The 26,907-nt window shown below is 63.6% G+C and carries 28 protein-coding genes, 1 pseudogene and 1 riboswitch; of the genes and pseudogenes, 24 read left to right on the forward strand and 5 right to left on the reverse strand.

What is annotated here, in order from left to right:
- The first annotated feature begins 156 nt into the window (after positions 1–156).
- A riboswitch (TPP riboswitch) is annotated at positions 157–264 on the forward strand.
- An 82-nt stretch (positions 265–346) separates the two neighbouring features.
- The 7 genes and pseudogenes from tenA (at position 347) to IEX61_RS05590 (ending at position 5,200) form a co-directional block, all read left to right on the forward strand.
- Positions 347–1,015, forward strand: coding sequence for a thiaminase II (gene tenA, locus IEX61_RS05560; protein WP_054673018.1), 669 nt, complete (start codon positions 347–349; stop codon positions 1,013–1,015).
- A 15-nt stretch (positions 1,016–1,030) separates the two neighbouring features.
- Positions 1,031–1,147 (forward strand): annotated as a pseudogene (locus IEX61_RS12695) (macrolide ABC transporter ATP-binding protein); the annotation flags it as partial.
- A 34-nt stretch (positions 1,148–1,181) separates the two neighbouring features.
- Positions 1,182–1,613 carry an ABC transporter substrate-binding protein gene (locus IEX61_RS05570; protein ID WP_054673015.1) on the forward strand — a complete coding sequence of 144 codons (432 nt, stop codon included), beginning with the start codon at positions 1,182–1,184 and terminating at the stop codon, positions 1,611–1,613.
- Between the two features lie 13 nt (positions 1,614–1,626).
- The gene (gene thiD, locus IEX61_RS05575) at positions 1,627–2,427 is read left to right on the forward strand and encodes a bifunctional hydroxymethylpyrimidine kinase/phosphomethylpyrimidine kinase (RefSeq protein ID WP_188817041.1); all 801 of its coding nucleotides are present in this window, start codon (positions 1,627–1,629) and stop codon (positions 2,425–2,427) included.
- A 100-nt stretch (positions 2,428–2,527) separates the two neighbouring features.
- A complete protein-coding gene (locus IEX61_RS05580; protein ID WP_054673402.1) occupies positions 2,528–3,034 on the forward strand; it encodes a DUF3907 family protein in 507 nt (168 codons plus the stop codon).
- 51 nt (positions 3,035–3,085) lie between these two features.
- On the forward strand, positions 3,086–3,667 hold the full coding sequence (gene thpR / locus IEX61_RS05585; RefSeq protein ID WP_188817043.1) for an RNA 2',3'-cyclic phosphodiesterase: 582 nt from the start codon (positions 3,086–3,088) through the stop codon (positions 3,665–3,667).
- Positions 3,668–3,766: 99 nt separating this feature from the next.
- Positions 3,767–5,200 (forward strand): sigma-70 RNA polymerase sigma factor region 4 domain-containing protein, encoded by a 1,434-nt coding sequence (locus IEX61_RS05590; RefSeq protein WP_188817044.1) that lies wholly within the window; start codon positions 3,767–3,769, stop codon positions 5,198–5,200.
- Positions 5,201–5,326: 126 nt separating this feature from the next.
- Here IEX61_RS05590 and IEX61_RS05595 read toward each other — a convergent pair whose 3' ends face one another.
- Both IEX61_RS05595 and IEX61_RS05600 read right to left on the reverse strand, forming a co-directional pair.
- Positions 5,327–6,361: a ThiF family adenylyltransferase gene (locus IEX61_RS05595; protein ID WP_054671450.1), complete on the reverse strand. Its 1,035-nt coding sequence runs from the start codon at positions 6,359–6,361 to the stop codon at positions 5,327–5,329.
- A gap of 15 nt (positions 6,362–6,376) precedes the next feature.
- Positions 6,377–6,622 carry a MoaD/ThiS family protein gene (locus IEX61_RS05600; protein WP_054671454.1) on the reverse strand — a complete coding sequence of 82 codons (246 nt, stop codon included), beginning with the start codon at positions 6,620–6,622 and terminating at the stop codon, positions 6,377–6,379.
- A gap of 218 nt (positions 6,623–6,840) precedes the next feature.
- Between IEX61_RS05600 and IEX61_RS05605 the strand changes: the two genes are divergently transcribed.
- From IEX61_RS05605 to IEX61_RS05670, 14 genes are all read left to right on the forward strand, one after another.
- Positions 6,841–7,485, forward strand: coding sequence for a cation diffusion facilitator family transporter (locus IEX61_RS05605; protein ID WP_188817046.1), 645 nt, complete (start codon positions 6,841–6,843; stop codon positions 7,483–7,485).
- Entirely contained in the window at positions 7,485–7,907 is a 423-nt protein-coding gene (locus IEX61_RS05610; RefSeq protein WP_054671461.1) for a cation transporter dimerization domain-containing protein, read from the forward strand. The genes IEX61_RS05605 and IEX61_RS05610 overlap by 1 nt, the downstream gene beginning before the upstream one ends.
- A gap of 162 nt (positions 7,908–8,069) precedes the next feature.
- Complete coding sequence (locus IEX61_RS05615) at positions 8,070–9,377, forward strand: ammonium transporter (protein WP_188817075.1); 1,308 nt, start codon at positions 8,070–8,072, stop codon at positions 9,375–9,377.
- A gap of 56 nt (positions 9,378–9,433) precedes the next feature.
- A complete protein-coding gene (locus IEX61_RS05620; RefSeq protein ID WP_188817048.1) occupies positions 9,434–10,465 on the forward strand; it encodes a DUF294 nucleotidyltransferase-like domain-containing protein in 1,032 nt (343 codons plus the stop codon).
- Positions 10,466–10,478: 13 nt separating this feature from the next.
- The gene (locus tag IEX61_RS05625) at positions 10,479–11,225 is read left to right on the forward strand and encodes an exonuclease domain-containing protein (RefSeq protein ID WP_054670052.1); all 747 of its coding nucleotides are present in this window, start codon (positions 10,479–10,481) and stop codon (positions 11,223–11,225) included.
- 170 nt (positions 11,226–11,395) lie between these two features.
- Entirely contained in the window at positions 11,396–11,899 is a 504-nt protein-coding gene (gene moaC / locus IEX61_RS05630; protein WP_188817050.1) for a cyclic pyranopterin monophosphate synthase MoaC, read from the forward strand.
- 272 nt (positions 11,900–12,171) lie between these two features.
- A complete protein-coding gene (locus IEX61_RS05635; RefSeq protein ID WP_157057670.1) occupies positions 12,172–12,390 on the forward strand; it encodes a hypothetical protein in 219 nt (72 codons plus the stop codon).
- A 97-nt stretch (positions 12,391–12,487) separates the two neighbouring features.
- Positions 12,488–14,506, forward strand: coding sequence for a hypothetical protein (locus IEX61_RS05640; RefSeq protein WP_188817052.1), 2,019 nt, complete (start codon positions 12,488–12,490; stop codon positions 14,504–14,506).
- Complete coding sequence (locus IEX61_RS05645; RefSeq protein WP_054670039.1) at positions 14,503–15,366, forward strand: ATP-binding cassette domain-containing protein; 864 nt, start codon at positions 14,503–14,505, stop codon at positions 15,364–15,366. Before IEX61_RS05640 ends, IEX61_RS05645 begins: the two co-directional genes overlap by 4 nt.
- Entirely contained in the window at positions 15,351–16,058 is a 708-nt protein-coding gene (locus IEX61_RS05650) for a hypothetical protein (protein WP_188817054.1), read from the forward strand. The genes IEX61_RS05645 and IEX61_RS05650 overlap by 16 nt, the downstream gene beginning before the upstream one ends.
- A 47-nt stretch (positions 16,059–16,105) precedes the next feature.
- Positions 16,106–16,396 carry a hypothetical protein gene (locus IEX61_RS05655; RefSeq protein WP_157057667.1) on the forward strand — a complete coding sequence of 97 codons (291 nt, stop codon included), beginning with the start codon at positions 16,106–16,108 and terminating at the stop codon, positions 16,394–16,396.
- Between the two features lie 139 nt (positions 16,397–16,535).
- On the forward strand, positions 16,536–17,216 hold the full coding sequence (locus IEX61_RS05660; protein WP_054670030.1) for a hypothetical protein: 681 nt from the start codon (positions 16,536–16,538) through the stop codon (positions 17,214–17,216).
- Positions 17,217–17,218: 2 nt separating this feature from the next.
- Complete coding sequence (locus tag IEX61_RS05665) at positions 17,219–17,503, forward strand: hypothetical protein (protein WP_054670028.1); 285 nt, start codon at positions 17,219–17,221, stop codon at positions 17,501–17,503.
- A 163-nt stretch (positions 17,504–17,666) separates the two neighbouring features.
- Positions 17,667–18,077, forward strand: coding sequence for a hypothetical protein (locus tag IEX61_RS05670; protein ID WP_157057666.1), 411 nt, complete (start codon positions 17,667–17,669; stop codon positions 18,075–18,077).
- Here the strand turns inward: IEX61_RS05670 and IEX61_RS12420 are convergent.
- On the reverse strand, positions 18,069–18,281 hold the full coding sequence (locus tag IEX61_RS12420; protein WP_157057665.1) for a hypothetical protein: 213 nt from the start codon (positions 18,279–18,281) through the stop codon (positions 18,069–18,071). The two genes, IEX61_RS05670 and IEX61_RS12420, sit on opposite strands and share 9 nt — an antisense overlap.
- A gap of 653 nt (positions 18,282–18,934) precedes the next feature.
- The gene (locus tag IEX61_RS05675) at positions 18,935–19,972 is read right to left on the reverse strand and encodes an aldo/keto reductase (RefSeq protein WP_188817055.1); all 1,038 of its coding nucleotides are present in this window, start codon (positions 19,970–19,972) and stop codon (positions 18,935–18,937) included.
- 166 nt (positions 19,973–20,138) lie between these two features.
- Here IEX61_RS05675 and IEX61_RS05680 point away from each other — a divergent pair, with 166 nt between their 5' ends.
- The 3 genes from IEX61_RS05680 to IEX61_RS05690 all read left to right on the forward strand — a co-directional run bounded on the left by IEX61_RS05680 (position 20,139) and on the right by IEX61_RS05690 (position 25,570).
- Positions 20,139–21,224 carry a quinone-dependent dihydroorotate dehydrogenase gene (locus IEX61_RS05680; RefSeq protein ID WP_188817057.1) on the forward strand — a complete coding sequence of 362 codons (1,086 nt, stop codon included), beginning with the start codon at positions 20,139–20,141 and terminating at the stop codon, positions 21,222–21,224.
- Between the two features lie 129 nt (positions 21,225–21,353).
- A complete protein-coding gene (locus IEX61_RS05685) occupies positions 21,354–21,911 on the forward strand; it encodes a TetR/AcrR family transcriptional regulator (protein WP_229725719.1) in 558 nt (185 codons plus the stop codon).
- 110 nt (positions 21,912–22,021) lie between these two features.
- Positions 22,022–25,570: an efflux RND transporter permease subunit gene (locus IEX61_RS05690; RefSeq protein ID WP_188817059.1), complete on the forward strand. Its 3,549-nt coding sequence runs from the start codon at positions 22,022–22,024 to the stop codon at positions 25,568–25,570.
- On the opposite strand, the gene IEX61_RS05695 is transcribed toward IEX61_RS05690, so the two are convergent.
- Entirely contained in the window at positions 25,500–26,786 is a 1,287-nt protein-coding gene (locus IEX61_RS05695) for an MFS transporter (protein WP_188817062.1), read from the reverse strand. The genes IEX61_RS05690 and IEX61_RS05695 overlap by 71 nt on opposite strands.
- Positions 26,787–26,907: the final 121 nt, after the last annotated feature.

Here is a 26,907-nt window from a genome sequence, read left to right on the forward strand (position 1 = left end):
AAAACTGAAGATGGCCTGATGCAGATCAGGCCGAGATACAGGCACAGCGAAAAAAGCTCGTCGTGTGCGTTGTCATTGACGGTGTCCCCAGCCGCTGTTACAATGAAAGGCGAATCGCAGCGGCAAGGGCGAAGGGACAAACGCATAGGTCCGTCGACCATCCACTAGGGGTGCTCCGTTCGGGGCTGAGAGAAGGCGTAGCGCCTTCAACCCTTGGAACCTGACCTGGGTAATGCCAGCGAAGGGAAGTGGGTGGGTCGGGGTACGAATACCGATCGCGTGTTTCGTGCCGCAGACCGCCCGCTTGTCGGGCGGTTTTTTTGTAGGCGGACAAGGAGGGAGAAGGATGGCGACGAGCGCGTGGCTGTGGCAGGAGGCACAGCCGATCTTTGCCCGCATCCTGGACCACCCCTTTGTCCGGGGACTGGGCGACGGCTCGCTTCCGCGGGAAAAATTTCGCTTCTATCTTTGCCAGGATTACGTCTACCTCATCGCCTACTGCCGCGTCTTCGCCTTGGCGGCGGCCAAGGCCGACGACCTGGAAACGATGAGGATGTTCAGCACGCTGCTGGAAGAGACCCTGCACACGGAGATGGACATCCATCGCCAGTACGCGGCCCGGTTCGGCATGGCGCCGGAGGAGCTGGAGCGGACGGAACCGGCGCCGGTGACGGTCAGCTACACGTCGTTTTTGCTCAAAACGGCCTACGCCGGGACCATCGCCGACATCCTGGCCGCCGTGCTGTCGTGCCAGTGGTCGTATCATGAGATCGCCCTGCGGCTCAAAGCGGCTGGAAACAGCCCGGCTGACTCGCCCTACAACGCGTGGATCGACGCGTACGCTTCGGACGAATTCGGACGGCTTGTCCGGTGGCTGCGCGACAAGCTGGATGCCCTGACGGCCCACGCGTCCGAGGCGGAGAAGGCCCGGCTGCGGGACCTCTTTGTCACCGGATTTCGCTTTGAATACCTGTTTTGGGAGATGGCCTGGCAAGAGGCCCGCTGGCCCCTGTGAGTGAGGAGGCGCGCGATGCTGGTTTTTGACGAGGTGTGGTACGCCCACCGCGACGGCAAGCGGATCGTTCCCGTCCTCGAGGGCGTCTCGTTTCGCGTGCACAAAGGGGAGTTTGTCAGCCTCGTGGGCCCGAGCGGGGCGGGAAAGAGCACGATTTTCCAGTTGATTGCCGGCCTGCGCGAAGAAGCTCCTCTTGGAAAAAGAGGGCTTTGCCATCCGCACGATCGACCCGACGCAGTACGGCGTGCCGGACTACTACGAGCTGGTCCTCATCGCCAGCGAACAGACGGTGAAGGAGAAGGCCGAGACGATCCGCAAGTTCTGGCGTGCCGCGCAGAGGGGCCAGCAGTACGTGATGGCGCATCCCGACGAGGGACTGAAGATCCTGCTCGCCCACCAGGAACAGGCGTTCCCCCTCGACGCCGAAGTGGAGAAAAAGAGCCTCCAGATGCTCTTGCCGCGGATGGACGCCGGGGACAAGCTCTTTGGCTGGCAGGATGCGGCGTCCTGGGAGGCGGTGGCGTCTTGGATGCAGAAGAGCGGGCTCATCCGCCAGGCTGTGGCGGGCAAGGACTGCTTTGTGAACGTGACCGAGTGAAGGAGGCGATCGCATGGTACCCCGCGCACTCACCATCGCCGGCTCCGACAGCGGCGGCGGGGCCGGCATTCAGGCCGACCTCAAGACGTTTCAGGAGCTGGGCGCCTTTGGCATGACCGCCCTCACCGCCGTCACGGCGCAAAACACCTTGGGCGTCTCTGGCGTGTGGCCCTTGCCGCCGGACGCGGTGGCCAAGCAGATCGAGGCGGTGGCCACCGACATCGGTGTCGACGCGGCCAAAACGGGGATGCTCTTCGACAGCGCCATCATCGAGGCGGTGGCCGAGGCGGTGCGCCGCCATGGCATCGAGAAGCTGGTCGTCGACCCGGTGATGATCGCCAAGGGCGGCGCGCCGCTCCTGAAGGCGGACGCCGTCGAGGCGCTGCGCCGCCGCTTGCTGCCGCAGGCCCTCCTCGTCACGCCCAACATCCCGGAGGCGGAAGCGTTGACGGGCCTGGCCATCCGCACCCGCGCGGACATGGAAAAGGCGGCGCGGGCCATCGTGGCCATGGGGGCCAAGGCGGTCGTGGTCAAGGGCGGCCACGGCGACGGGGAGACGGCCGACGACCTCTTTTACGACGGCGCGCGCGTTGAGGTCCTCTCCGCGCCGCGCGTGGCCACACGAAACACCCACGGGACGGGATGCACCTTCTCGGCGGCGGTCACCGCGGCGTTGGCCAAGGGCGAGGACCTGCTGGATGCCGTGCGGATCGGGAAGGCGTTCATCACCGCCGCCATTCGCGAAGCCCTCAACCTCGGCGGCGGCCACGGCCCGACGAACCACTGGGCGTATCGGACGAAATCCGGTTCGTGAGGAAAACGGCGCTCCCCGCCGGCCTTCCAATCTGGTACAATGAAACCACACGGCCTTCTCGTCATCCCCTCATGCGAATCTGGTCCCGGGAGGTCTCGGCATGCCGAACACGCAACTCCGCGAGTTTTGCGAGGACACGTACCGACGCCTGCGCCGGGTGTGCGCGGACATCGAGGCGTTCCTCAACAGCACCACCCTTGCGCAGCTGGTCGAAGAGGCCGGGGGCGACCGCGAGGAATACGAGGAGTATTTCCGCCTCTACCTTTCCGATTTGCGGCATCTCTTGGTCAATTGCGAAAACGCCTGTGAGCGGCTGGGCATCGTGCTCCGTCGGGCCAAGTTCAACCCCGAGTTTGCCGAGGAGACGCTGTACAAGGTGTACCACAACTGCGTCGACCTGTTCTATTACCCCAAGGGCGAAGTCTACGCCGAGGACGGGCGTTATTCGTACACCGGGCACGACGCGATCCTCTTCCGCAAGCCGGTCCCGGAACGCCTGAAACGGCTTACCCTTTCGCTGTCCAAAACCTTTGAGTACCTGCGCGACGAGCTGCAGTATTACGAAACCGATTACGTGACGAAAAAGCGGATGCGCTCCACGTCCTGATCCCGCGCATCCGGCGGCCCGGCATCCGGCCGGGTTTTTCCGTTCGAGGAGGTGGGCCCGCTGCGCCTGTTTGTCGCCGTGGAAGTGGACGCGCGCGTGAAGGATCAGGTGCGCGCGTGGCTGCCTGCGCTGCGCGAGGCCTTGCCCTTTGCGCGCTGGGTCCCGGTGGACAACCTGCACGTGACCCTGCATTTTCTGGATGAACAGCCGCCGGCGCGGATCCCCGTGATCGTCGCCGCCATGCAGCGCGTGGGGCGGGAGATCCCGCCCTTTTCCCTGCGGCTCGGGCCGCTCGGCACCTTTTCGCGCCAGGGGGTGCCCGGCGTCCTGTGGGCCGGCGTGGAAGGGGACGTGGCCGTGCTTTGCGACGCGCACCGCCGGCTGGGGGAGGCCTTTCGCGCTTGGGGATACCGTCCCGACCCGCGGCCGTATACGCCCCACCTTACCCTGGCCCGGAACGGAACGCGACCCCTTCGGCCCGACGAGCTGGCCGCCTGCGCGCCGGCGACGCCGATGGCGTGGCGCGTCACGGCCATCGCCTTGTACCGTTCGGAGCTCCATCCCAGCGGCGCGCGGTACACCGTGCTGGCGCGCGCGCCGCTGTGCGGGGGGCAGCGGGATGCCGAGGCATGAGACCCCCACGTGCTGCGTAAGCATGGTTTTGTGGAGGGAACAGGATCTTTCCCGATGCATCGCGAATGAGAAAGGAAAGGGAGGAGCTTCCGGAGGTGAGTGACGTTGCCGTTTTCGCCGAACGATGTTCGCAGCACGACGTTTCCTGCCGCGTTCGCCAAAACCTACGGTCCCCTGGTCGCCTTTTACGTCGGCTGCCGGGCTGACAGCGAGGCGGACCGGGACGAACGGTTCCGGTATGCCATCACCCGCTTGCTGGGGGAAGGGTGGTTGCGCCGGTACGACGGTGCGGTGTCCTTCGAGCGGTTTCTCTATGTTTGCCTGCGCTTTGCCATGGCCGACTACGCCCAGCGCGTAAAAGGCATCTCGCCATCCGGGGCACGGCACTTGGAAGGGTGGACCCTGCCCGTCGCCGCACCACCGGCCATCACGGAGGCGGAGGAAGCGTTCCTGTTTGACTGGTTTAACGGGTTGGACGTCAAAGACCGCCTGGTGCTCAAGCTGACGTATTGGGATCTCTTCGGCGACCTGACCCATGAGGAGGAGCGATACCTGGCCGGACAGAGCGGATGGCAGCCGGAAGAGTGGGAACGGGCGCGCGCCGATTTTGAGGCCGACGTGCGCGTGCACGAACTGATCGCCGCTTTTCGTTCCGGCCAAATGGATGCGCAACGGGCCCGTACGGCCGGTGTGAGCCGGGGTTGGATGGAGCTGTCGGCCGGATCGGCGACGGTGGCGGAGCCGCCGGTGACGGTGCAGGGGGCGGTGTTCAGGGGGCACAACCTGGAACGGGTTGGCCGCGTGCTGGGGTTTTCCGGCACGGCCGTGGAGCAGCGCCTCTGCCGCTTGCGGCGGAAGCTGGCCGATAAGGGCGACGCCGATCTGCTCGACCGCTGGGTGGCGAAGCAGCTGAAACGCCGCGCCGAACGGGCAGAACTGTCGGATGCGCTCATCGCCCGCTATGTTCGCGGGGAGCTGGAGGGCGCCGCATGGGCGGCCTTGGAAGCGTGCCTGCTCGCCGAGCCGACGTGGCAGGCGCGGGTGGGGGCGTGGAAGCGCGACCATGTTCCGCCGCTTCCGGACCACCTGGCCGCGTGGCTGGACGATTACGCGCAAAAGCTGACCGAATGTTCCGACGCCCTTCCGCGCCTGCACGTGACGCGGGAGGGGGAAGCGGTCAAGGTGACGGTATCCGGCGCGCCGCTGCTAGCCCTGGAGGCGGCTCCCACGCCCGCCCGACGCGCCGACCGCTACGCCGAGGCGATGCGGGTGCGCGTCGGCATCATTCCCTTGCGTGCGGAACTGACGCTGACGGCCACGGTCAACCGCTATGGCCAGTGGCGCGTGGAGTTGGGGTGGGAGGGCGAGCACGGTCCCTTCGTCAGCGTGCCCGTCGTGTGGCGCACGGCTGCGGGCGAGGAGAAGCGGTGGAAGACCAATTTGCGCGGGCGCTGCGAGGGCTGGCTGAGTCCCGGGACGTATGCCCTCGCGCTGCAGCAGGACCCCGTGGTGGAGGTGGTGTTCACCAGCTGACCGTTAGGGCCCGCCAGCACCGGGGCACGCGGAACGCACCACCCATGAACAACCGAAAGACCGGGGGCCATCCGCCCCCGGTCCTTTGTTTGGCCGCGGCCACGTCGCGGAACAAACGGCGGGTTTTCATGCGCCGATGTACCGGGCGTAGAGCGATTTCGCCACGACGGGGTTGTCGGTCCCCTGCACGAGCACGCGCCCGTCGGGGAACACCACAAGCGTGTGGGCGTCGGAGACGCGGGCGCGCAGCAGAAAGCGGTTCCGCTCGACGGGGCCCACGGCAGCCAGCCGCGCCGCAAGATCGTCCAGGTTGAGGGCGAGGGGCTGCGGCGGGGTGATCTGCACCGTGTTGCGCCCGCAAAGCGTGGTGACGGCACCGGCCTCCCGCTGGGGATCGAGGAAGTCGAATCGCCGCCGGGCGCAGCACGGACAGTCGCGCTTGCGGGCGCCGTCCAACTTCATGGCGCTGACGTGCCCTTCCCACAGGTCGAAGTAGCGCAACACCGGGGTGAGCTTGTCTGTCGCCCCGACGAGCAGCTTGAGGGCTTCTGCGGCCTGGTACGACGCGACGACGTGAACGATCGGGCCGATCACGCCCACGGTGTCGCACGTTTCTGTGTGCGCGGCCGGCGGGCTGTCGAAGAGGCAGCGCAGGCAGGGCGTCGTGCCGGGACGCAGGAGGGCGACCATGCCCCGCGCGCGGACGACTCCCCCGTACACCCACGGGATGCCGTGCTTGACGCACACGTCGTTGACGAGAAAGCGGACCTGGAAATTGTCCGTCCCGTCGAGAACGAGGTCCACGTTGGCCAGGAGCGACTCGGCGTTGGTGGCGTTCAGGTCCACGACGTGGGGTTCCACCGTGACGTCGCTGTTGATGCGGCGCAGCTTGTCTGCGGCGGCCACCGCTTTGGGCAGGTGCGCGCGAGCGTCGTCCTCGTCGTACAGCATCTGCCGCTGCAGGTTGCTCATCTCCACCACATCGCGATCGATCAGCCGCACGTACCCCACGCCGGCGCGCACCATGTGGTTGGCCAACACCGTCCCCAGCGCGCCCATGCCGACGATGGCCACGCGGCTTCGGGCCAGCCGCTCTTGCCCCTCGCGCCCGATGGGGGCAAAGAGGATTTGCCGCGAGTACCGCTCCCACAGGCGATCCATGCCGCAGCCCTCCCGTCAGCCGCCGCTGACCGGCGGCAGGATGGCGATCTCGTCATTTGGTCCCACCGGATGCGTCGGCGGCGCGTAGGCGAGATTGACGGAGACGGCGCAGCGCCCAAGCAGATCGGCCAGCGCCGGGCAGGCGCGGGACACGGTGTCAAGCACGTCGGCCACGCGCGCCCCGTCGGGGATGGACAGGATCAGTTCGTCTTGTCCGGCCCGCTCGGCCAGTTCGGCAAACAGCCGCACCCGAATGGTCATGGCTGCTCCTCCTTTCGCTTGGCTCCCAGCGCCAAAGGGCGTCCAATCGCTTCCCCCTTCACCCTACCACATGTCCGACCGCTTTGCCTAGCGTCCCGAACGCTGGAGCGGAGCAACAGGAAGGCGGCGGCGCGCGGAACAGCGGGTGCATCGCCCGGCTCACGTGTTGGTGTGCGGAGTAAAATAGGAACAGAATAAGGGGGAAGCGAGGGGGACCGGTGACCATTCGGGACGATTTTCATCACGACCCGCACATGCGAAGGGGAGAGCGCCAGAATCGGCGCGCCTTGCTGGCGGCCTTTGCGCTGACCTTCGCCTTTGCGATTGTCGAGGCCGTCGGCGGCGTTTTCGCCGACAGCCTGGCCTTGCTTTCCGACGCCGGGCACATGGCCGGCGATGTGCTGGCCCTTGGCCTGTCGCTGGTCGCGGCGTTCTTGTCCGCCCGTCCACCCCGTGGCGATTACACCTACGGGTATCTGCGCTTTGAAATGATCGTCTCTTTTCTCAACGGCCTGGCCCTTGTGGCCGTGGCGGCGTGGATCGTCGTCGAGGCGGCCCAGCGGGTGGTCCATCCGCCGGATGTGCAGCCGGGCATCATGATGGTTGTGGCCGCCGTTGGGCTGCTCGTCAACGTGTCCGTGGCCGTCATATTGGGGCGCTTTGGCGATCGCGAAAACCTCAACGTGCGCAGCGCGCTGTGGCACGTGTTGGGCGACCTGTTCAGCTCCGTCGGCGTGCTCGTGTCGTCGGCGGCCATTTGGCTATGGGGCCTGCACTGGCTCGACCCGGCGGTGAGCGCCCTGATTGCCCTGGTGATGGTTTGGGGGGCGCACGCATCACCGCCCAAGCCGGACGCGTCTTGATGGAAGCGGCGCCGCGCGACATTTCCCTCGATGCCATTCGCGAGCATCTGCTATGCTTGGACGGCGTGATGGACGTTCACGAGATGCACCTGTGGTCGATTACGAGCACCCAGCATGCCTTTAGCTGCCATCTGCTGCTCGAACACGGCCGCGATCCCCACCAGGTGGTGAAGGAGGCGACCGCGCTCCTGCGCGAGCGCTTTGGCATTCGGCACAGCACCATGCAAACGGAGTCGCTTCTCGTGCACGGGGAGGAGCACCAGCGCCATCCGCTGTACGGCGAGCACAAGGCCGAACGGCACAAAATGCGGCAACAGATGCCGGCCAAGTCGCCGACCGACGTGACGGTGACGCCCGGCCATGTCGTGGAGGAGCACGCCGACCGCGCCTTTGAACGGCGGGGTGGCGAACAACCTTCGTAGCGCCTTCCATACCGTGCCCATCCGCAGGTCTCCGGAAGGGCGCGGATTTTTTTGCTTACGCAGAGGAGAAAGCGGGCGAAAAACGGCGGGGAACCGTTTTCATTGTGTATTTGACTCTTCGGCGGCCGGGGCTATGCCGCGGAGCCCACGGCGGCCGACGCGATCCGCGCCGTAAACGCGGTGTGGGTGTTTTTGGCCTTTGTGCTCGTCTTCTTCATGCAGGCGGGGTTTGCCCTGCTCGAGGCAGGAGCCACGCGGATGAAAAACGCCGGCCACGTGGCAGGGAAGAACATCCTCAGTTTTGCCTTGGCCACGCTGGCCTTTTGGGCCGTCGGTTTCGGACTGAGCTTTGGAGACGGCAACGCCTTTTTCGGCACGACGGGCTTCTTCGTCGACGTGCTGGATGAAAAGGCCGGCAAGGCGTTTTCGTCGCTGGCGTGGGCCGACGTGCCGCTGGCGGCCAAGTTCCTCTTTCAGGTGGCCTTCGTCGGGGTGTCGTTGGCCATCGTGTGGGGCGGGCTGGCCGAGCGGGCCAAGCTGATGGTGTACCTTCTGTTTGGCACTGCCTTCAGCGGGCTGATCTACCCGGTGATCGCCCACTGGGTGTGGGGCGGCGGCTGGCTGGCCAAATTGGGGATGCAGGATTTTGCCGGGTCGACGGTGGTGCACCTGCAGGGCGGGGTGGCCGCGCTGGTCGGGGCCATCCTCCTTGGGCCGCGCATTGGCAAATACAACAAGGACGGCACGGCCAACGCCATTCCGGGCCACAACGCCGTCTACGGCGTGCTCGGCGTGCTGATCCTGTGGTTCGGCTGGTTCGGCTTCAACGCCGGCTCAACGATGACGGCCCAGGGCGCGTTGTTCGCCTACGTTGCCCTGACGACGCTGCTTGCCACGGCGGCGGGTGCGCTAGGGGCGCTCTTTGCGGCGTGGGCCGTGCTGGGCAAGCCGGACATCTGGTATATGCTCAACGGCGTGCTGGCGGCGCTGGTGGCCATCACCGCCGCATGTGCGTTCGTCAAGCCGTGGGCGGCCGTGGTGATCGGGGCCGTCGCCGGCGTGGTCATGGTCTTCTCGGTGCTCCTGTTCGAGCGCGTGCTGAAAATTGACGACCCCGTCGGGGCCTTTTCCGTGCACGGCGTGGCCGGGATCTGGGGGACGCTGTCCACGGGCCTTTTTGCCGCGCCGGACCTCGTGGCGCAGCTGGGCGTCGGGCAACCGGGGCTGTTCTACGGCGGGGGCCTTCACCAGTTGGGGGTGCAGTTCCTTGGCGTCGCCGTCTCCTTCGCCTACGTGTGGGTTGCCTCCTTCCTCGTATTCGGCCTGCTGAAGGCGACGGTTGGCTTGCGCATCCGCCGCGAGGAAGAGCTGATCGGCCTGGACATCAGCGAGCACGGCGTCCCCGGCTATCCCGAGCAGCTGCCCCACGGCGGGGCATACCGCGCCACCGCCTCCGCCGAGACCCTGTAGCGCAGGATGTGCAGCGCGTGCCAAAGCCGGCGGGAACGAGGGAGGGGGTGCAGCCGGTGAGCGAAGCAAAACGGCGGCTCTGCGGGGGGCCGGCGACGAAGGGGAGGGCCATACCGGCCGGGGCTGTGTCGCGGACGGCGATGGCCGCCAGGGCGCGCAAGTGGGCCGAGGAAGGATGGTCGCCCGGCGCCATTGTGCGTGCTGTGAATCGCGGGTTCGACCGGCAGCTGCGCGTTGTCATCGCCGGTGCCGTGCGCGACCTGGCCGACGGCGGGCGGCTCATACCGCCCGTATCCTTTTGCTGGGTCCTTCTTGGCAGCGGCGGACGGCGGGAGCTGACCCTGCATTCTGATCAGGACCACGCGCTGGTGGTGGCCGATGCGGAGGCAGTAGCGGCCGCCGTGCGGGAGTATTTTCGCACCCTGGCCGAGCGGGTGGTGGCGCGGCTGGAAGCGCTGGGCTACTCCCTCTGCCCGGGATTTGTCCTGCCGACCAATCCGCGATGGAACGGCACGGAAAAAGCGTGGCGGGAGGCGATCGAGGGGTATCTCGCGGTGCCCCATTGGGCGCATGTGCGCTATTTGCTTTTGGCCGTCGACATGCGCCCGGTTTTCGGCGATCTCCGGCTGGCCCGTCGCCTGCACGCGTGGGTGGTGGCGCGGTTGCGCGATGCGCCCTTTGTGTTGTGGATGGCGGCCGCCCGGAACCAAGAGCGCGCCGTGGCTCTTGACTGGCGCCTCCGGTTGCGCGTCGACGTTAGCGGCCCGCGCGCCGGCGCGGTGGACATCAAGGAAGGCGGCTACCTGCCGCTGGTAAACGCTGTGCGCCTCTGGGCCGTAGCCGAAGGGGTGCGCGCCACGTCAACCGAGCGGCGCATTGCCGTCCTCGAGCGGCGTGGGGTGTGGGACGCTTCCTTCGCCGCCCGCGTGCAGGAGGCACTCGCGACGCTTGAGGCCTACCGCCTGTGGGACAACCACGTCAACGTGGCGCGCCTGTCTGCCGTGGATCGGGAGGCGCTGCGCTTGGCGCTGCGTACGGTAAAGGCGCTGCAGGCGCGGACGGCCAAGCACTTCCGCAAGCCGAAGTGAGGGGGGAAAACGCGTGCGGGATGCGGGTTTGCCCCAAACCTTGCTGAGCGTGTTCCGGCGCGTTTTGGGAACGCGCGTCTCCGCGGCCCTTGCTGCCGCTCTTGCGCAAAGCGGCGCGCGTGAGGCCGAGGCGTGGTTGCGCCGGATGCTCAAGGAGGCCAGCTCCCAAAACCTCTGGCACGCCCCGCTCGACGCGCTGCGGTACGTCGTCGTCGACACCGAGACGACCGGCTTCGACCCCCGCCGCGATGCCCTGATTGCCGTCGGCGCCGTGGAGATGGTCGGCGCGGAGCGGACGGCGCGCACCTTTCACACCCTCGTGCGCCCTGACCCGCCTGTGCCCATTCCGCCCCACGTGGCCAACCTTACCGGCATCCGTGACGCCGACGTTGCGACGGCGCCGCCCCTGGGTGAGGTGTTGCGGGGCTTTCTCGCGTTTGCCCGGGACGGTGTCCTCGTCATGCATCACGCCGGCCACGACGTGCGCTTTCTCAATGCCGCGCTGCGGCGGCGGATGGGCCTGACGCTGCCGCACTGGGAGGTCGACACCTGCACGGTGGCCCGTCGCCTGGTCGAACTCCCGGCGTACCGCCTCGACGATGTGGTGGCGTGGTACGGCATCCCGGTGAACGGGCGGCACACCGCCCTCGGTGACGCTTCCCTTACGGCGGAGCTGTGGCGGCGCCAGCTCGACGAGCTCCGATCGCGCGGCATCACCACGCTCGGAAGGCTGTACGAGACCGTCTGGCGCACGGGATGACGGACCGCCGAGACGCTTGGCTAGCGCAGGGTTTGGCGTGGTTGGGTTGGGGGTGACGGTACCGCTGACGCGCGGTACAATGGAACGGGAGAACCGATGGCTCGGCCCGCGGCAAAATCGTTTGCCACGTCGCGGGCCGGCGCACTTCGACGGGCAAGGGGGCGCACGCGATGGACCAGCGGGAACTGACCCACTTCAACGCGCAGGGGCGCGCGCGGATGGTGGACGTATCGGACAAGCCGGCAACGAAGCGCAAGGCGGTGGCTGTGAGCACCGTGCGCATGGCGCCGGAGACGCTGGCACGAATTCGCCAGGGCGGCGTAGAGAAGGGCGACGTGCTGGCCGTGGCCCAGGTGGCGGGCATTCTGGCGGCCAAAAAGACGCCCGAGCTCGTTCCCATGTGCCACCCGCTGCCCCTCACCGGCATCGACATCCGCTTCGCCTTCCCCGACGACCGGACGCTGCGCATCGAGGCGGAGGTGACCACCACCGCCCCCACCGGCGTAGAGATGGAAGCCCTCACGGCGGCCAGCGTCGCCGCCCTCACCGTCTACGACATGTGCAAGGCCCTCGACAAGGCGATGGTCATCGGCCCGACGTACCTCGTGGAAAAGCGGGGCGGCAAAAGCGGCGATTTCGTGCGGGACGAGGCTCCGGACGCGCAGTGGGGATGAAACCTGGCCACGGGCCCTGGAACAATAAAAACAGCACCCGAGACCCAGCCCTTGCGGATGACGTGCAGCCGTGGCCGCAGGGGCTGTGTTATGTGTTCGTCACCAGACAGATGAAGCGGGTTTTGTCGTAAGATACCGTCGAATATTGTCGTAATTTTGTCAAAAATCCCATTGACGAATTTAATTTTCCGGGGGTATGATGGAATTGGAGGAAGGAGGTGATCTAGATTTAAGGAGAACCCTGGGTCAAAAACGAAACGGGTCGAGTGGAAATGTACGGGAAGGTGAATAGTGGATTTGATATGGAAGTTGCAACGATGAAGGTCCGTACGTTGCTTCCTGATGAAAAAATTGCTTATCGTGTTGTTTATGAAGGTTCTCCTGTCCTCGTACCTGTTACATTGCCAAGCAGGGAGAACATGTATTACGTGAGGCTTGCACAAGTTGGAGCATGGGACGCAAATGGTGAAGGGTATATTCAACACAAATAATAATGTATAAAGTTGAAATTTATTTATTATTAGTCACTGGTAGACAAGCTTACTTACTACCAGTGACTCATTATTTTTCTGTTTGGAGGGGCATGCCGTGACCGTATTTGCCGCATTGTTTCAGATGGAATGGCGCCTGTTCCGAAAAGATCTTTTCCTTTGGTTGGCGCAAGTACTGTTGTTGCTCTATTACACGGGAGTCGGATGGTATTATTACCGGTATCCCGACGGGACGTTTGATGCCGGGGGCATGTTTAAGACCATGTCGTATTTGATGAGCATGGGCGTGATCGTGATCGGTCTTCTCGCGGGCGTGCTTTCGGCCCGCCGGGAGCAGTCTGCCCACTTTGCCGAGGTTATGGCCTCCCTGCCGGGCGATGCCGTTCGCCCCTTTGCCAAACTTTTGGCCTGGGCGACGGTTGTGTTGATCTTTTTCCTCTCGGCTTCTGTTGCGACATTGGGTCTCCAGTGGCTGATGAAAAGCCCGCTTCTTCGTTATTGGCCCGACACCGTCGCGTATCTTGCGGTCTTCTGGGGTCTTCCCCTGTTAAGTGCGGGCATCCTCGGGTACGTGCTGGGCGTACTGGTGACGTCAAAATGGATTTATCCCTTCATCTTTCTCGTTTGGCTTACACTCACGCCCTACAATGGATGGCTTGAGTGGTTTCGCCTCCCGCATGCGTTGACGTTGTGGCTGAATCAGGGTGAAATCGATTATCCCGTCTTCAACAGTTACGAAGGCCTTGCGGTTACCGCGGCGGCGTTTTGGCGTCACTTTTTTTTGCTCCTCCTTTCGTTGTCGTTGTTGGCCGCATCCCTTCTTGCCTGCCGTCTTCGCGACCGAACGCGGAAAGAGAGGATTGGGCTGGTCGCGCTTACCGTGCTCCCTTTTGTCTGCGCGTTGGCACTCGTGTCGAAGGTTAATCCCTACCCGGAGGGGGAAAATGTCGCTCTTCTTGCCGGACGGGACATGCGTCACTATGAAGAGGTGCAGCAACAATCCCCCCTGGGGAGCTCGTACGCGCGCCCTCCTTCTTTTTCCGTTCGGCAGGTTGTGTTAGATGTTGAACACCAGGGATACCGCATGTCGTACACCGCTGAACTCGGCATCCAGACCCAGGGCAATGTCGACTGGCTGGAGTTCACCCTCTACCACGGATACACGGTTCAGGAAGCGAAACTTGGCGAGCAAAACCTTCCCTGGAAACGGGAAGGGGATCTCCTGCGGCTGAAATGGCCGGGAGGAAAAAAGGAAGGAACGGTTGTGTTACGCGTCGAAGGTTCCCCGGGGAGCGGCGGCGTGCTGAAGCCCCAGGCGATTTATCTTCCTTCGGGGTTTCCCTGGTACCCAATTCCCGGCAAATGGCGTGTGGCCGAGAGCCTTTATGCGTCACCCGCGTTTGGGTATCAATTTCCGAGTCTTTTTCTCAATTTGGAGCTGAAGGAGCCGACGGATTTTAAAGTTTGGGTATCTTCCCCTCTCAAAATTTACAGTAACCTGCCAGAGGCCGGTACCAACGCGTTTCATGGAACCGCTTCAGGGCCAACCCTCCTGGCTGGAAAGCTTGTGGAGGCGCGAGTGAACGGCTACCGGATCGTCGCGCCGCCGGATCGGATGAACCGCGTTCCCGCGGTGCTGGCTCATCTCCGGGAGAACGTCAAGCGCATGGGGGAACGGTTGGGAATCCCTGCTCCTTCCATCCCGTCTAAAATTTTTGTCGTGCCGCTGTATAGCGCACAGGGAGGACTAAACTTTCCGCTCAGGGTTTACCGTGACGCGCTTCATCTGGATGAACGTATCTTCCACATCTACTATGGCGAGGAAGGGGACTTCCTTGCTCAATCGAGGAGTATGTTGCCCGCTTTTTATTGGTATAGTCGCTACCGTGAATCGGATGGCTACGCCCCGTTTTTTCTGGCCGCCGTATACGAGCATATCTACGAAGGATCCTCTCTTTCTTCCTACGTAGATCAACCGATGCCGACGACCTATCAGCAGGCGGTACAAGAGATCTTGCGCCTGGAGCGGGAAAGGAAAACGGACGAGGCAAAGCGGAAACTTTCAGCCTGGTACAAGAGCTTGACAGCCAGAACGACAGGGAGGCTGGAGCAGTGATCCTTCAAATTGAACAGGTGCAGAAAGCGTTCAGAAAGAAAACGGCGTTGGAAGACGTGACGTTGACCATAAAACCGGGCATCTTTGGGCTTCTGGGTCCCAACGGGGCCGGCAAGACCACCTTGATGCGCATCTTGGCCACCATCCTTCGCCCTGACCGGGGTTCGATAACGGCCGACGGGATCGATTGGACGCGCGATGCACACCGGGTGCGGGCGATGCTCGGGTATTTGCCGCAGGACTTCGGCATTTTTCGCAACGTGACGGCGCGCGAGGTGTTGGCGTACATCGGCACACTCAAGGGCGTGGAAAAGGGGCAACTGAAACGGCAGATCGACGCGGTCCTCGAAGAGGTGAACTTGACGGCGCATGCGGACAAGAAGGTGGGCACGTTCTCCGGCGGGATGCGGCGGCGGCTCGGCATTGCGCAAGCCTTGCTGGGCGACCCTAAGTTGATCGTGATCGACGAGCCGACGGCGGGGCTTGACCCCGAGGAGCGGGTGCGTTTTCGCCTCCTCCTGCGCCGCCTGGTCCGGGAGGAGCGGGTGGTCGTCCTTTCCACGCACATTGTGGGAGATGTGGAAGCCGTGTGCGACCAGCTGGCGGTGATCAAGAAGGGGAAGGCCCATCTCTTTGCCTCTCCCGAAGAGCTGGCGCAGGTTGCCGACGGCCGGGTTTGGCGTTGGGTGGGCGACGCCCGGGAATACGCCCTGCTGGAAGAGAAGTATCGCATCGTCTCGTCTGTGTCGCGGGGGAGCACCATGGAAGCGCGCATCTTGAGCGACACGCGGCCGAGTGAAGCGGCCGAACCCGCCACACCCTCGCTGGAGGAGGGCTACCTCGTATGGGTCGGCGAATGACGTTCCCTCCGCTTTGGCTCGACCTGCGCGCGATGGGCTGGAATTTTTCCTTTCCCCTCGTGGCGCATCTGGGAATGGTGTTTTACCTTTACTTTGGCCAAGGGGGCCGGGTGGGCCTGCTGACGGCGGAAACCATTCTGAAAACGGTCGGCTTATGGTCGCCGCTGTTGATTACGTTTTGGATTGTGGCCCTGTACCAGGACTGGGTCGAAAGCGATGGGAAGGAGGCGCTGCTGGCGCTGCCTTACAAGAACTGGGCCTTTGGGATCGGGCGTGTGCTCCGCACGACCGCGCTCTATGGATTGTTCGTGTTGTGTGTGACCCGCTTGCTTTTCCTTTTTAGTCCCGACAGGGGTGTGTCGCCTCTGGTGTGGGTGATTTTGGCCACGAGCATCCTGTTCTTTGCCGCGCTGGCGTTTTTCGCCGTTGTGCTCACCCGGCGCCTGGTCTATACGTATCTGCTTGTGGCTGTCTTTTCCTTGGGGGAAGGAGTGCGCGTGTATGCGTTGAGTCTTCGGGTTGGCTATTCGGTGCTCTCGCACAGCACCGTCTCGTTTAATCCTTTTCAGACGGTCTGGCCGTTGCCCGGTGCCAGTCCGCTTCGGGTAACGCTGATCTTGTTTGTTGCAGCCCTGCTTCTCCTGTTCCTGGGACAACTGCTCGTGAACCGGCGGGAGTATCTGCTTAGGTAATGCATTTCGGTTTTCCATCCCACTTTAACGTACAGGGCCGCGAGCCCATGGTGGTGCGCGACCATTCGTGGAAAATCCGATATACCATTGGGGAAGGGGAGGCGCGAACGATTTTTAAAGAACTCAAACGAGGGGAGTGGATGCAGAACGATCGCATTCCGGTTAATGACAATGCAGAACAGATGGGATGGGTGCGCATTACCACATACGTTCCCGGCAAGGAATTGGCGCTAAAGTTTCGTGACGTATTGTTGGCGATTCGCGGCGACGTCGACAGAGCTGCTGCGGGTACGGTTCAAACAAGCCGAGACACATCCGACGGTGATTCTGCTGTTTGAAAGAAGTAGAGAAGGGTCTTGAGGTCCCATATGATGCTGTGTGCGTTGGACGGTTATCCCTATGCATTAGAAAAAGAGCTGCAAATCGACGAAAAACCGGGTTACGAAAGGCTAACCCGTAGGTCAGGGAGGCGGTCCAATGAACCGGTTGGGCGTGGTTGTCTTGGGTATTGCCGTATTTGGCTCGTTTTTCTTCCTCAGCTCTGTGTTGGCCCTGGTCAGCGAGTCCATGCAAGGGGTTGTACGCGGTTCCCTGCACCTGATGTACGAACCGGTTCGTCCTCTCTTTGAGCGGTTTTCTTTGCCCGATGATGATCCGCGAATCCTCTACCCCATTTTGCTTTCTTCTGCGCTGTGGGGGATCCTCGGCGGGGCGGCGAGCGCGTTGGCGGCCTTCTTTGCCCAACGGGAGAGAAAACGCCTGGCGGTCGCGGCGATGGGGCTTGGCATGGCCCTGTTCATCGCAGGTGCCCTGCTCATCGGCAATGTCGCCCAGAAGAGTGTGATTTACCGGACCTGGATGTGGGGCGGCACGGCAATCCTCGTGCTGCTGGTTGCTGCCGTCGCGGTCTCCTGGACGGCCGCCGTTCGCTCGCCGTGGAAGGCCGTGGGCTTGTCCGTCTTGATTCCCCTCGTGTGTTTCAGCGTGCTGTTTTCTATCGCGCAGACGTTTCCTACTCTTTATGAACCTGACGGAACGGGTTGGGATGACTATTCGGCAGCGGCTTCCGTTTTGTTGGGCGGCTTGTCGGCGCTGGCGCTTACCCCCGTCTTTACCGTGGCGGCAGCGCTTGTGCAGAAGCGGCTGAGGAGGGGCTGAGGGTGGTGAATCCATGGATTTTTCTGTGGTGGTTCTCCCTCGTCGTGTCGGTGATCGCCTTTGGCTATGCCGTTTGGAAAACCTCGGCGGGGTGGATGCTGGTGAGTTTGGTCACGATCTTGCCCCTTGCGCACTACTTTTCCGGGGCCAATAATTGGCTTCAGTCGCTTGCTGCCCTTCCGCTCGTCCATGTGGGCTTGGCCGTTTGTTTTTGGTGGAAGAGATACCGGCGTGCATCAGTGAGGCAAACGCGTGGCGACCGATGGAAATCGAGAAAAGAAAATTAGAAACTCTTTTTAAGAATATATGGTTTCTTCCTTAACCATCTGGCTTCCGGGTGAACAATTCGATTTGGTTGCTTGCCGTGCTCTCGTTGTTCCAGTGGGTATTGCAGTTTGCTTTTGTTTGGTAGAAGTCCTTCGGGGAAGGGAGAGAGAAAGGGGGATGGTCGTGAACGCGATTTGGTTTTTTATCTTGCTTATCTGTAGTGTGTCTATGTCATTTTTGTCGGAATGGGTCTTGGCAGTCATGCGATCGCAGCTCGCCACGCAAATGACGCTTCCCGTTCCACTAATAAACGGATTCTTTTTTTTCTCCGACCTGATCTTTTCTTTAGGAATCGGATTATTGTCCTTTCTCGTTGTTCGAAAAGGAAGGATATGGAAAGACCTTCTGGTGTTCGCTCTTGGAGTGGGAATGCTAGTCCTGTCCATCGCCGGATTTTACCATTGGGTTTCGCCTACTTTGTGGGTGGAACCGGGAACGGCTCCTTTTCGGTTTGCCGTTTTTGCGCTCCTCATCGGATTGGTCGGGGTGTTTGTGCAGCTGCGAGCCCGGCGGAAGGGGCATGGGTCAAGCTAGCCGGGCCATTACCGACCAACCCCACATGTCCAGTTTGCTTTTGCATCGGACGCGGTGAACTTGCCGTGCCGCGACGGGTGTGGGTTTGTTTTGGCTGTTGGCCATGGGCTGCTCGAGCAGCTTGTTTGTTGGCAGTTGAAAACTGCAATTGGTGAGCACCACGCGTTTTCCGAAGGATTTGCTTACCGTATCAAACACCAGCATGGTCCTGGAGTACAACTCCTTTCTCTTGCTTCGAGGATGACAACGGTTGCTTATCTCGACAGCCAATATTCGATCATCGCAACAATCACGGCTCCCGATCCCAGGATCAGATTGAAGAGGTGGACCCGGGTGTTCGGGCGCATGTGCTTGCGTCGATCTTGAACAAACCCCACTAGGGCTAAAACAATGAGCGCAATACCGCTGAGCAGAAGAAGAACCATTTGAACATCCCTCCACTGTTCTTACTGAAGAAGCGCCAGTCTGTACGTGACAGGGGACTCTGAGGAAGTGAAGGATGTCTTTCTCAATAATGAGGAACATGCCGTGTCCAGAAAAGGTGTGGGGTGTGCAGGGGGAGTTCTGTGTCTCGCGTTCCCTCCCCATCTTGCTGGTTCCGGACCATAACGCGAACAAGGGTCGGAAGAAGGATGGTCACAGCGGACAAAACGCTGGTGACCAAATCGGGAAGGAGGTTGTGGACCCGCTTGGTTCAGTGGCTTGCTTTCGCCACGCTTCCGGTCGACCCCGCACGCTCATTCCGGGATGGAGGAGAGGTGTCCTAGAAAATGTGGGGAGGCGAGCAGAAAAACGCCCTTCCGGAGGCTTCGTGCCACCCGGAGGGGCGTTTGCTTTTGCATCGGTTGCGGCGAACCTTACCGCGCCGCGACGGGCGTGGGCTTGGTTTTGCTGTCGGCCATGGGCTGCTCGAGCAGCTTGTTCAGGCCGCCCACCCACAGCTCCTCGATCTTGGCCATCTCCTCGGCCGTCAGCGGCGGGCAGTCGACGGCTTGGGCGAACTCCTTGAGGTTCTCTTCGCTGGTGATGTTGGGCAGCACCGTCTTGACCGACGGGCGGGCCAGGGAGAAGAGGATGGCCGCCTGGCCGATCGTCCGCCCCGTGTCGGGCCCGTACAGGAACGACAGTTGGCGCACCGCCTCCAGCCCGGCTTCCATCCACTTCTGCGGGCGGTGGCTGCGGTGGTCGCTCTTGTCGAAGTGCTTGTTCGGGTCGTAGGTGCCGTCGAGGAGGCCCGAGGCGTGGGGCACGCGGACGATCAGGCTGACCTGTTTCTCCTCGGCCACGGGGAAGAAATCACGGGCCGGATCCTGTTCGAGGAGGTTGTTGATGATCTGCACCGAGGCCATGCCCGGCCGGTTAATCGCGGCGAGGCCTTCCTCGCGCCAGCCGATGTCAGGCCCGAGCGCCACGCCGTAGGCGCGGATCTTGCCTTCCTCCTTCAGCTTTTCGAGGGTTTCGAACACCGCGTCGTTCTGGATGACCTCCATGCGGCAGTTGTGCAGCTGGTAGAGGTCGATGTAATCGGTGTTCAGGCGACGGAGGCTGTTTTCGCAGGCCATGCGGATGAAGTCCGGGTCCCACCGCTGCGGCAGCTCGGAATGCCCCTTGCGCTCGCCGGGGTGGGAGTAGATGTCGTACCCAAACTTCGTGCCGATAACGATCTTGTCCCGCATGCCGGCAAAGGCTTCCGCCAGCATCGTCTCGCCGCGCCCCTGGCCGTAGACGTCGGCCGTGTCGAAGAAGGTGATGCCGTACTCCTCGTACGCCTCGCGCAGGAGCTTGAGGCCGAGCTTTTCGTCGGTGACGCCCCACCACTTGGTGGCCACCGACCAGACGCCGAAGCCGACTTCCGACACCTCGATGTCCGTTCCGTACAGCTTGCGGTATTTCACCGTCGTCACCTCGTTTGGCCAATGGGCTTTCGTTCCTCATTGTACCACAAGGCCGAGGTCGGATTCGAACGCCAGCCATGGCGATTTTGTGGCGGGTGGTGTACACTCCACATGAAGGCCTCTTAAGGAGACATGCAACAAAGAATGGCGGGTGGGGCGATGACGGATGTACGAATGGGTGAAACCGCTGCTCTTTCGGCTCGACCCGGAGACGGCCCACGAATGGACGGTGCGGGCCCTCGCCGCGGCGCAGCGTGTGCCCGGCGCGCTGGCGGCCCTGTCCCGCGCCTTTGCCGTGTCCGACACGCGCCTTTCGGTCAGGCGGTGGGGCCTGCGCTTTCCCAACCCGGTTGGCCTGGCGGCGGGCTTTGACAAGAACGCGGCCGTCTTTCCGGCGCTGGCCGCCCTGGGGTTTGGCTTTGTCGAGGTGGGGACGCTGACGCCCCGGCCGCAGCCGGGCAATCCCCGCCCGCGGCTGTTCCGCCTGCCGGAGGACGAGGCGGTGATCAACCGCATGGGCTTCAACAACCGCGGGGCGGAGGCGGCGGCCCGCTCCTTGGCGCGGCATGCGCGCACCGTTCCCATCGGCGTCAACATCGGCAAGAACAAAGACACCCCCAATGAGGCGGCCGTCGACGATTACCGCCGCTGCCTGCGCGCGCTGTATGCCCACGGGGACTACTTCGTCGTCAACGTCAGCTCGCCCAACACGCCGGGCCTCCGCGCCCTGCAGCACGCCGAGGCCCTCGCCCGCCTCCTCGAAGGGGTGCTGGACGAGGCGCGGGCCCTGGCGCGGGAGACCGGTGCGCCGCCCAAGCCCATCTTGGTGAAGCTGGCCCCCGACCTCGACGACGGGCTGATGCGGGAGATCGCCCGCGCCGCCCTCGACCAGGGCGTGGCCGGTTTTGTGGCCACGAACACGACCGTCGACCGCTCCGGGCTGAACAGCCGCGCCCACGCCCATGAGGCGGGGGGGCTGAGCGGCCGGCCCCTCGAGAAGCGGGCGACGGAAGCGGTGCGCCTCTTGTACCGCGCGACGGAGGGGCGGGTGCCGATCATCGGCGTAGGCGGCGTGTTTGACGGCGCCGGCGCCTACGCCAAGATCCGCGCCGGGGCCAGCCTGGTGCAGGTGTACACCGGCCTCATTTACCGCGGGCCGGCCATCGCCCGGCGCATCAACCGCGAGCTGCTCGCCCTGCTTCAGCGTGACGGCCTTTCGTCCCTCGAGGAAGCCGTCGGCGCCGATGCCTGAGGTTGCCGAGCGAGAACGCCGTTGACAGGTCCACGGAGCCGCGGATACCATGGAAGAAGGTTGAGTGATCGTTCAATGAATGGGGACAACAAGCGCAACCCCTTGACCCAACGCGAGCGCCACGCGCAGATGCGACGCCGGCAGCTGATCGACACCGCGCTCCGCCTGTTTGCCGAGCGGGGCCTGGAGAAGACGACGATCAAGGCCATCGCCGAGGCCGCCGGAGTGGCCCAGGGGCTCATCTATCACTATTTTCCCAGCAAAGAGGCGCTCTTTTTTGCCGTGCTGGACGAGCACGGCTTTTTGCCCCAACTGCGGGAGATCCTCGGCGCGCCGCACGACCGTCCGGTGCGGGAGGTGCTGGCGGAGATCGCCGTCCGGTATTACACACTGCTGCGGGAAAAGGAAGCGTTTCTCACCGTCGTAATGCGCGAAGCGCTGGTCAATCCCGGCGTGCAGGCGCGCCTCGAAAGGTTGACCCGCGAGGCGGTGGCGCTGCTCGTGCGCTATCTGGCCGCCCGCATCGCCGCCGGCGAGCTTCGTCCGCACCACCCCGAAGTGGTGGCGCTGATGCTCCTCTCCAGCGTGTTTATGCTGCACATTGGTGGCATGCCCGTTGAGCGGGTGTACGATTTGGTCGATGTGGTGCTGGAGGGAATTGTGGGCCAACGCGCCGAAACGCGATGAGGGTGGGCCGTTGGGGGACGGTTTTCTCATCTTCGTAAATTGAATGAGCGTTCAACCAATGTCTTGCTTGCGGTTTAGGCCTGGCTCGCCCAGAGGAGGGATTCTCGGTCATGTTCCTCACGCGGTTTTCGTTGCGCAATCCGGCTGCGCTCTTCATCCTTACGCTCCTCGTGGCCTTTGGGGGGATTTACGCCGGCGCGCAGCTGAAGATGGAGACGATGCCCGACGTGTCCATTCCGATTCTGTCGGTCATTTCCATTTACCCGGGCGCGTCTCCCGAAGATGTGGAAGAGCAGGTCAGCGTGCCGATCGAAAAGGCGGTGCGCGGCCTGGACGGCGTGAAAAACGTGTATGCGAACTCCGTTGAAGGCGTCTCCGTGGTGGTGCTGGAGTACGCCTTTAGCAAGGATCTTGACGAAGCGAAGCGGGAAGTGGAAGAGGCCCTCGCCAATGTGGCGCTGCCGGATGCGGTGAAACCCCCGTCCGTCTCGCGCCTCAGCTTTGGCTCGTTTCCCGTGGCCATCTTGACCGTGTCGATGCCGGCGGAGAAAGCCCACAAATTGGCCGCAACGGTGAACGAGTCCCTCGTTCCCGCACTGCGGAGCATCCCGGGCGTGGCGGCGGTCGAGGCATCGGGCCTGCCGCCCAAAACGGTGCTTATCCGGCTCAAGCCGGACAAACTGAAACAGTATGGCTTTACCGCGAGCCAGGTTGTGCAGCAACTGCAGGCGAACAACCTCACCTTCCCGGTGGGCAAGGCGAACTTGGGCGGCATCGATCATCCGATCCGCGTCGGGGACACCTTTGCCTCCCTCGACCAACTCAAGGCCCTCTACATCCCCATTTTCCCCAACCCGTCGGCGGCGATGGCGGAAGGGTTGAAGGGGGTGCAAGAAGGGTTCCATGCCCTGGGCGGCGCCGTTGGCCAACTTGGGCAGGGCATGGGCCAGCTGGCGCAGGGGGTGGGAACCCTTGGCCAATCGGTCGGGCTGTTGCAGGCGCAGGTGCAACTCTTGGCAACGCTCAACCAGGCGCAGGGGGCCCTTTTCGCGTTGCAGGAACAAGCGGGCAAACTGCAGCTGCAACTGGCCAATCCGGCGCTGTCCGATGCGGAGCGGCGCCAGCTGGAAGGCCAGCTCGCCCAGTTGCGACGGCAAATCGCGGTGCAGCAAGAAGTGGCCAAGCAGCTGGCGGCGAAAATCAATGCCCTGGCCCAACAAAACGCCGCGACGCTGAACCGGCTGGGCCGAGGAGCTGCCCCAGCCAACCGCATGCCGCCGTCCGTGGCGCCGCCTTCGCCGACGCGCGCTCAAATGACGACGCCCAAGACGCTCAAAGTGGTGCCCCTCGGCGACATTGCCGAGATCGGCTTTGCCGAGTCGGACGTGGAGTCGCTGACGCGGACCGACGCCAAGCCGTCGGTATTGCTGCAAATCTACAAGTCGCCGGATGCCAACACCGTGGCGGTCACCGACGCGGTGAAGGAGAAGATCGCCGAATGGAACGGGAACGGGGAGGGCCTGACGGTTGTCCCGTTCTTTAACGCGGGGGATCCGATCAAGGAATCGGTGTTCACGATGGTGAACAAGGCCTTCTTGGGCGCGCTGTTCACCGTGCTGGTGATCTACCTGTTCCTGCGGCATGCCCGTTCGACGCTGATCGCCGTCGTTTCCATCCCGCTGTCGGTGCTGATCGCCGCCATCCTGCTTCACCAGATGGGCATCACCGTCAACGTCATGACCCTCGGCGGTTTGACGGTGGCCATCGGGCGCGTGGTGGACGACAGCATCGTGGTCATTGAGAACATTTACCGCCGCCTGCGCCAGGCCGCGCCCCACGAGCGCAACGTCGCCCTGCTCCTCGACGCCACGCGCGAGGTGGCCGGTCCGATCACCTCATCGACATTGACGACAGTGGCCGTCTTTTTGCCCTTGGGCCTGGTGAGCGGGGTGATCGGCCGCATTTTCGAGCCCTTCGCCTATACCGTGGTGGTGGCGCTGCTGGCCTCCTTGCTTGTGGCCGTCACCGTGGTGCCGATGCTGGCCAAGAGCGTGATGCTTTCCTCGCGCGATGATCGTCCCCATCGGGAAAGCGCCCTTGCTGCCGCGTACCGGCGCGTGCTGGCCTGGTCGCTGGGGCACAAGGCCTTCGTCTTGTCGACGGCGTTCCTTCTGTTTCTGGCCAGCCTGGCCCTGATGCGCTTCGTCGATACGGCCTTCGTCCCATCCGGGAAAGAGAAGCTCCTCAGCGTGAAGCTGGACCTGCCGCCGGGGACCAACCTCCACCAGACCAGCGCGCGCTCGCTCGTCCTTGAACGGATGCTCCTTCGCGACCCCGATGTGGCGCGCGTGACGGCGATCATCGGGACCTCGTCGGAGGCTCGCAAGCGTTCGGCGGGACAGGAGAACAGCGGTCCGAACACGTCGCAAATCTTTGTCCAGCTCAAAGAGGAGGCCGACGTTGAGCAAGCCTTGGCCCGCGTTCGCCGGCAGATGGGCGCGCTGGCGAAGGCCAACGAGAAGATCGTCGTCAGGGAAGTCAACTTCAACGCGCCCATCCAGGGACAGGCGGAGGTGATCGTTTCCGGGCCGACTTTGGCGGCAATCAAGCCCGTAGCCGAGGCGATCATGAAGAAGATGGCGGCCATTCCCGAGCTGGTCAACGTGACAAGCAACCTGCAGGAGGCCAAACCCGAGATTGTCGTGACCGTCGATCCGAAAAAGGCGGCCCAGTACGGCCTGTCCGAGGCCCAGATGGCCGGGGCCATCCAGGAGGTTGTCACGCCGCGCGAGGCGGGAGAGGTCACCATCGGGGGCGTCCGCTATGCCTTGCGCGTGCAGACCGGGGATGAGCCGCCCGCCTCGGTCGACGCGTTGCGCAATCTGTCCATCTCGACGCCGACCGGGCGCGAGGTGCGCGTCGGCGAGGTGGCCCAGGTGGCGGTGAAGCCGGGGCCGGTGGCGCTGCTGCGCCTGAACGGCGAGCCGTATGTCAGCGTCAAGGCGGACATCACCACCCAGGCCACCGGGTCGGTATTGGCCACCTTGCAGCGGGAACTGGCGACGCTGTCCTTGCCGCAGGGCGTTCAGGTGAAAATGGGCGGGGAGAGCCAGCAGCAGAAGGAAGCCTTTTCCCAGCTGGGCGTGGCCATGGTCGTTGCCGTCGGCGCGGTTTACTTTGTGATGGTGGTCACCTTCGGCGAGCTGCTCGCTCCGTTTGCCATCCTGTTCTCCTTGCCCTTTGCCGTGACCGGCGGGCTGCTCGGGCTGTTCTTGACCGGCCAGCCCCTCAGCGTGTCGGCGATGATCGGCGCACTGATGCTCATCGGGATCGTCGTCACCAACGCCATCGTGCTGATCGACCGCGTTAAGAAGAACGAGGCCGCCGGCATGGCGACGCGCGAGGCGCTGCTGGAGGCCGGGAGCACGCGGCTACGGCCCATCCTGATGACGGCCATCGCGACCGTGCTGGCGATGAGTCCCCTGGCCCTCGGGCTGGAAGGCTCAGCCCTCATTTCCCAGGGCCTGGCCGTGGTCGTGATCGGCGGGCTGACGACGTCGACGCTGCTGACGCTCGTCGTCGTGCCGCTCATGTACGACGCCTTGATGCGCATCCGGAGTCGGGTGCGGCGGAACGTGGCCGTTGGTGTGCGGGGGTAACGCGCGCAAACGAAACCCTTTCCCACTCGGCCAGAAGGGGCCAGCATGTGCGCACAAAGTAGATCCAGGTGATGAGTGTGGCCGCGGCGGCCATGGCAAACGGCGCCGTGGCCATTTTGTCGGAAAGGGCTTCTCCCGTGGCCCATGCGCCGGCAGATGCGCCAAAGTTGCGCGCGATGTTGCGCAACCCGGCCACAAGGTCGCGCTGGGCGTCGGGAACGGCCTGTAGGATTTGCCCGTCGGTGACGTTGGCCAGGAGCGTGAACAGGCCACCCCGCAGCAGGAAGAGCAGCACGAATACCGGCGCGGGCAGGGCGATGGCCAGCATGGCGGATAGGGCCGTATTGAGGACAAACAAGCCGGTGGCGGTCCGACGCGTTCCCCACCGCTCGATCAGGGAAGGAGCCAGAAGCGAGAAGAGGGAGGCGGCCACGGCATGGACGGCCAAAAGGGCCGCCGTATCGGCGTCGTTCCATCCGAGCGCAGCGCTCACGATGAGGTTGGCGAACGGGGTAACCAGGGCATACGACAGGCCGCCGAGGGCCGCAAAGCCGGTAAAGGCCCACACCGAGCGCGACGGCGGGAAGGAGCGGAAGATCCCGTTTTCGTCACCCTCATCGCGGTGTGGATCGGCGGGAAGGAGGAGAAAGCGCGTCAGCGTGCACAGGGCCAACGCGCCGGCGGCGCCCCACAGCGCAGCCTGGTACGGCGTGCTGCCCGGCAGCGCACCGGTCAGCGCGCCGCCGAGGTAGGTGCCGAGGGCGGTGAAGGGGGTAAAGACGACGAACATCATGCTGAACGCGCGCAGGCGCGCACGGCTGTCGGCACAGTAGGCGTACAGCAGCGGAATTTCCGCGGTAAGCAAAAAGGCCAGGCCGATCCCGTAAACGGCTTGGGCCAGGGCGATGGGGAGCAGTTCCCGCGCGGCGGCCGTGGCGGCGGTTCCCCCGCTCATCAGCGCGAGGCCGACGATCAGGACCGCGCGGCGTCCCCAACGACGGCACAGCCCAATCGCCGGGAGGGATGCGGCGCCCATCACCAGCGTGGAAAGCGAGGTGATGCGCCCGATGGTCGCTTCGTCGAGGCCGAGAGCCAAAAGGTGCAGGTTCAGCACCATGGCGATCAAGCCGAACCCGAGGCCCAGGAGCGGCTCGCTCAGCAAAAAGCGCCGCACGCCGGCGGGAAGGGACGCGCAGCTGCGCAAGTAGGCGCGCACGGTTGCGACTCCTTTCACAACGCGATTGAGGCACATCGCGAACAAAGCATACCACACCCTTCCACTTTTGGGTAGACGCGAGGGCAAGCGATTGGCATAAACGCGGAGGATTCTGCCATCC

The sequence above is a fragment of the Calditerricola satsumensis genome (assembly GCF_014646935.1).
Taxonomy (GTDB): Bacteria; Bacillota; Bacilli; order Calditerricolales; family Calditerricolaceae; genus Calditerricola; species Calditerricola satsumensis.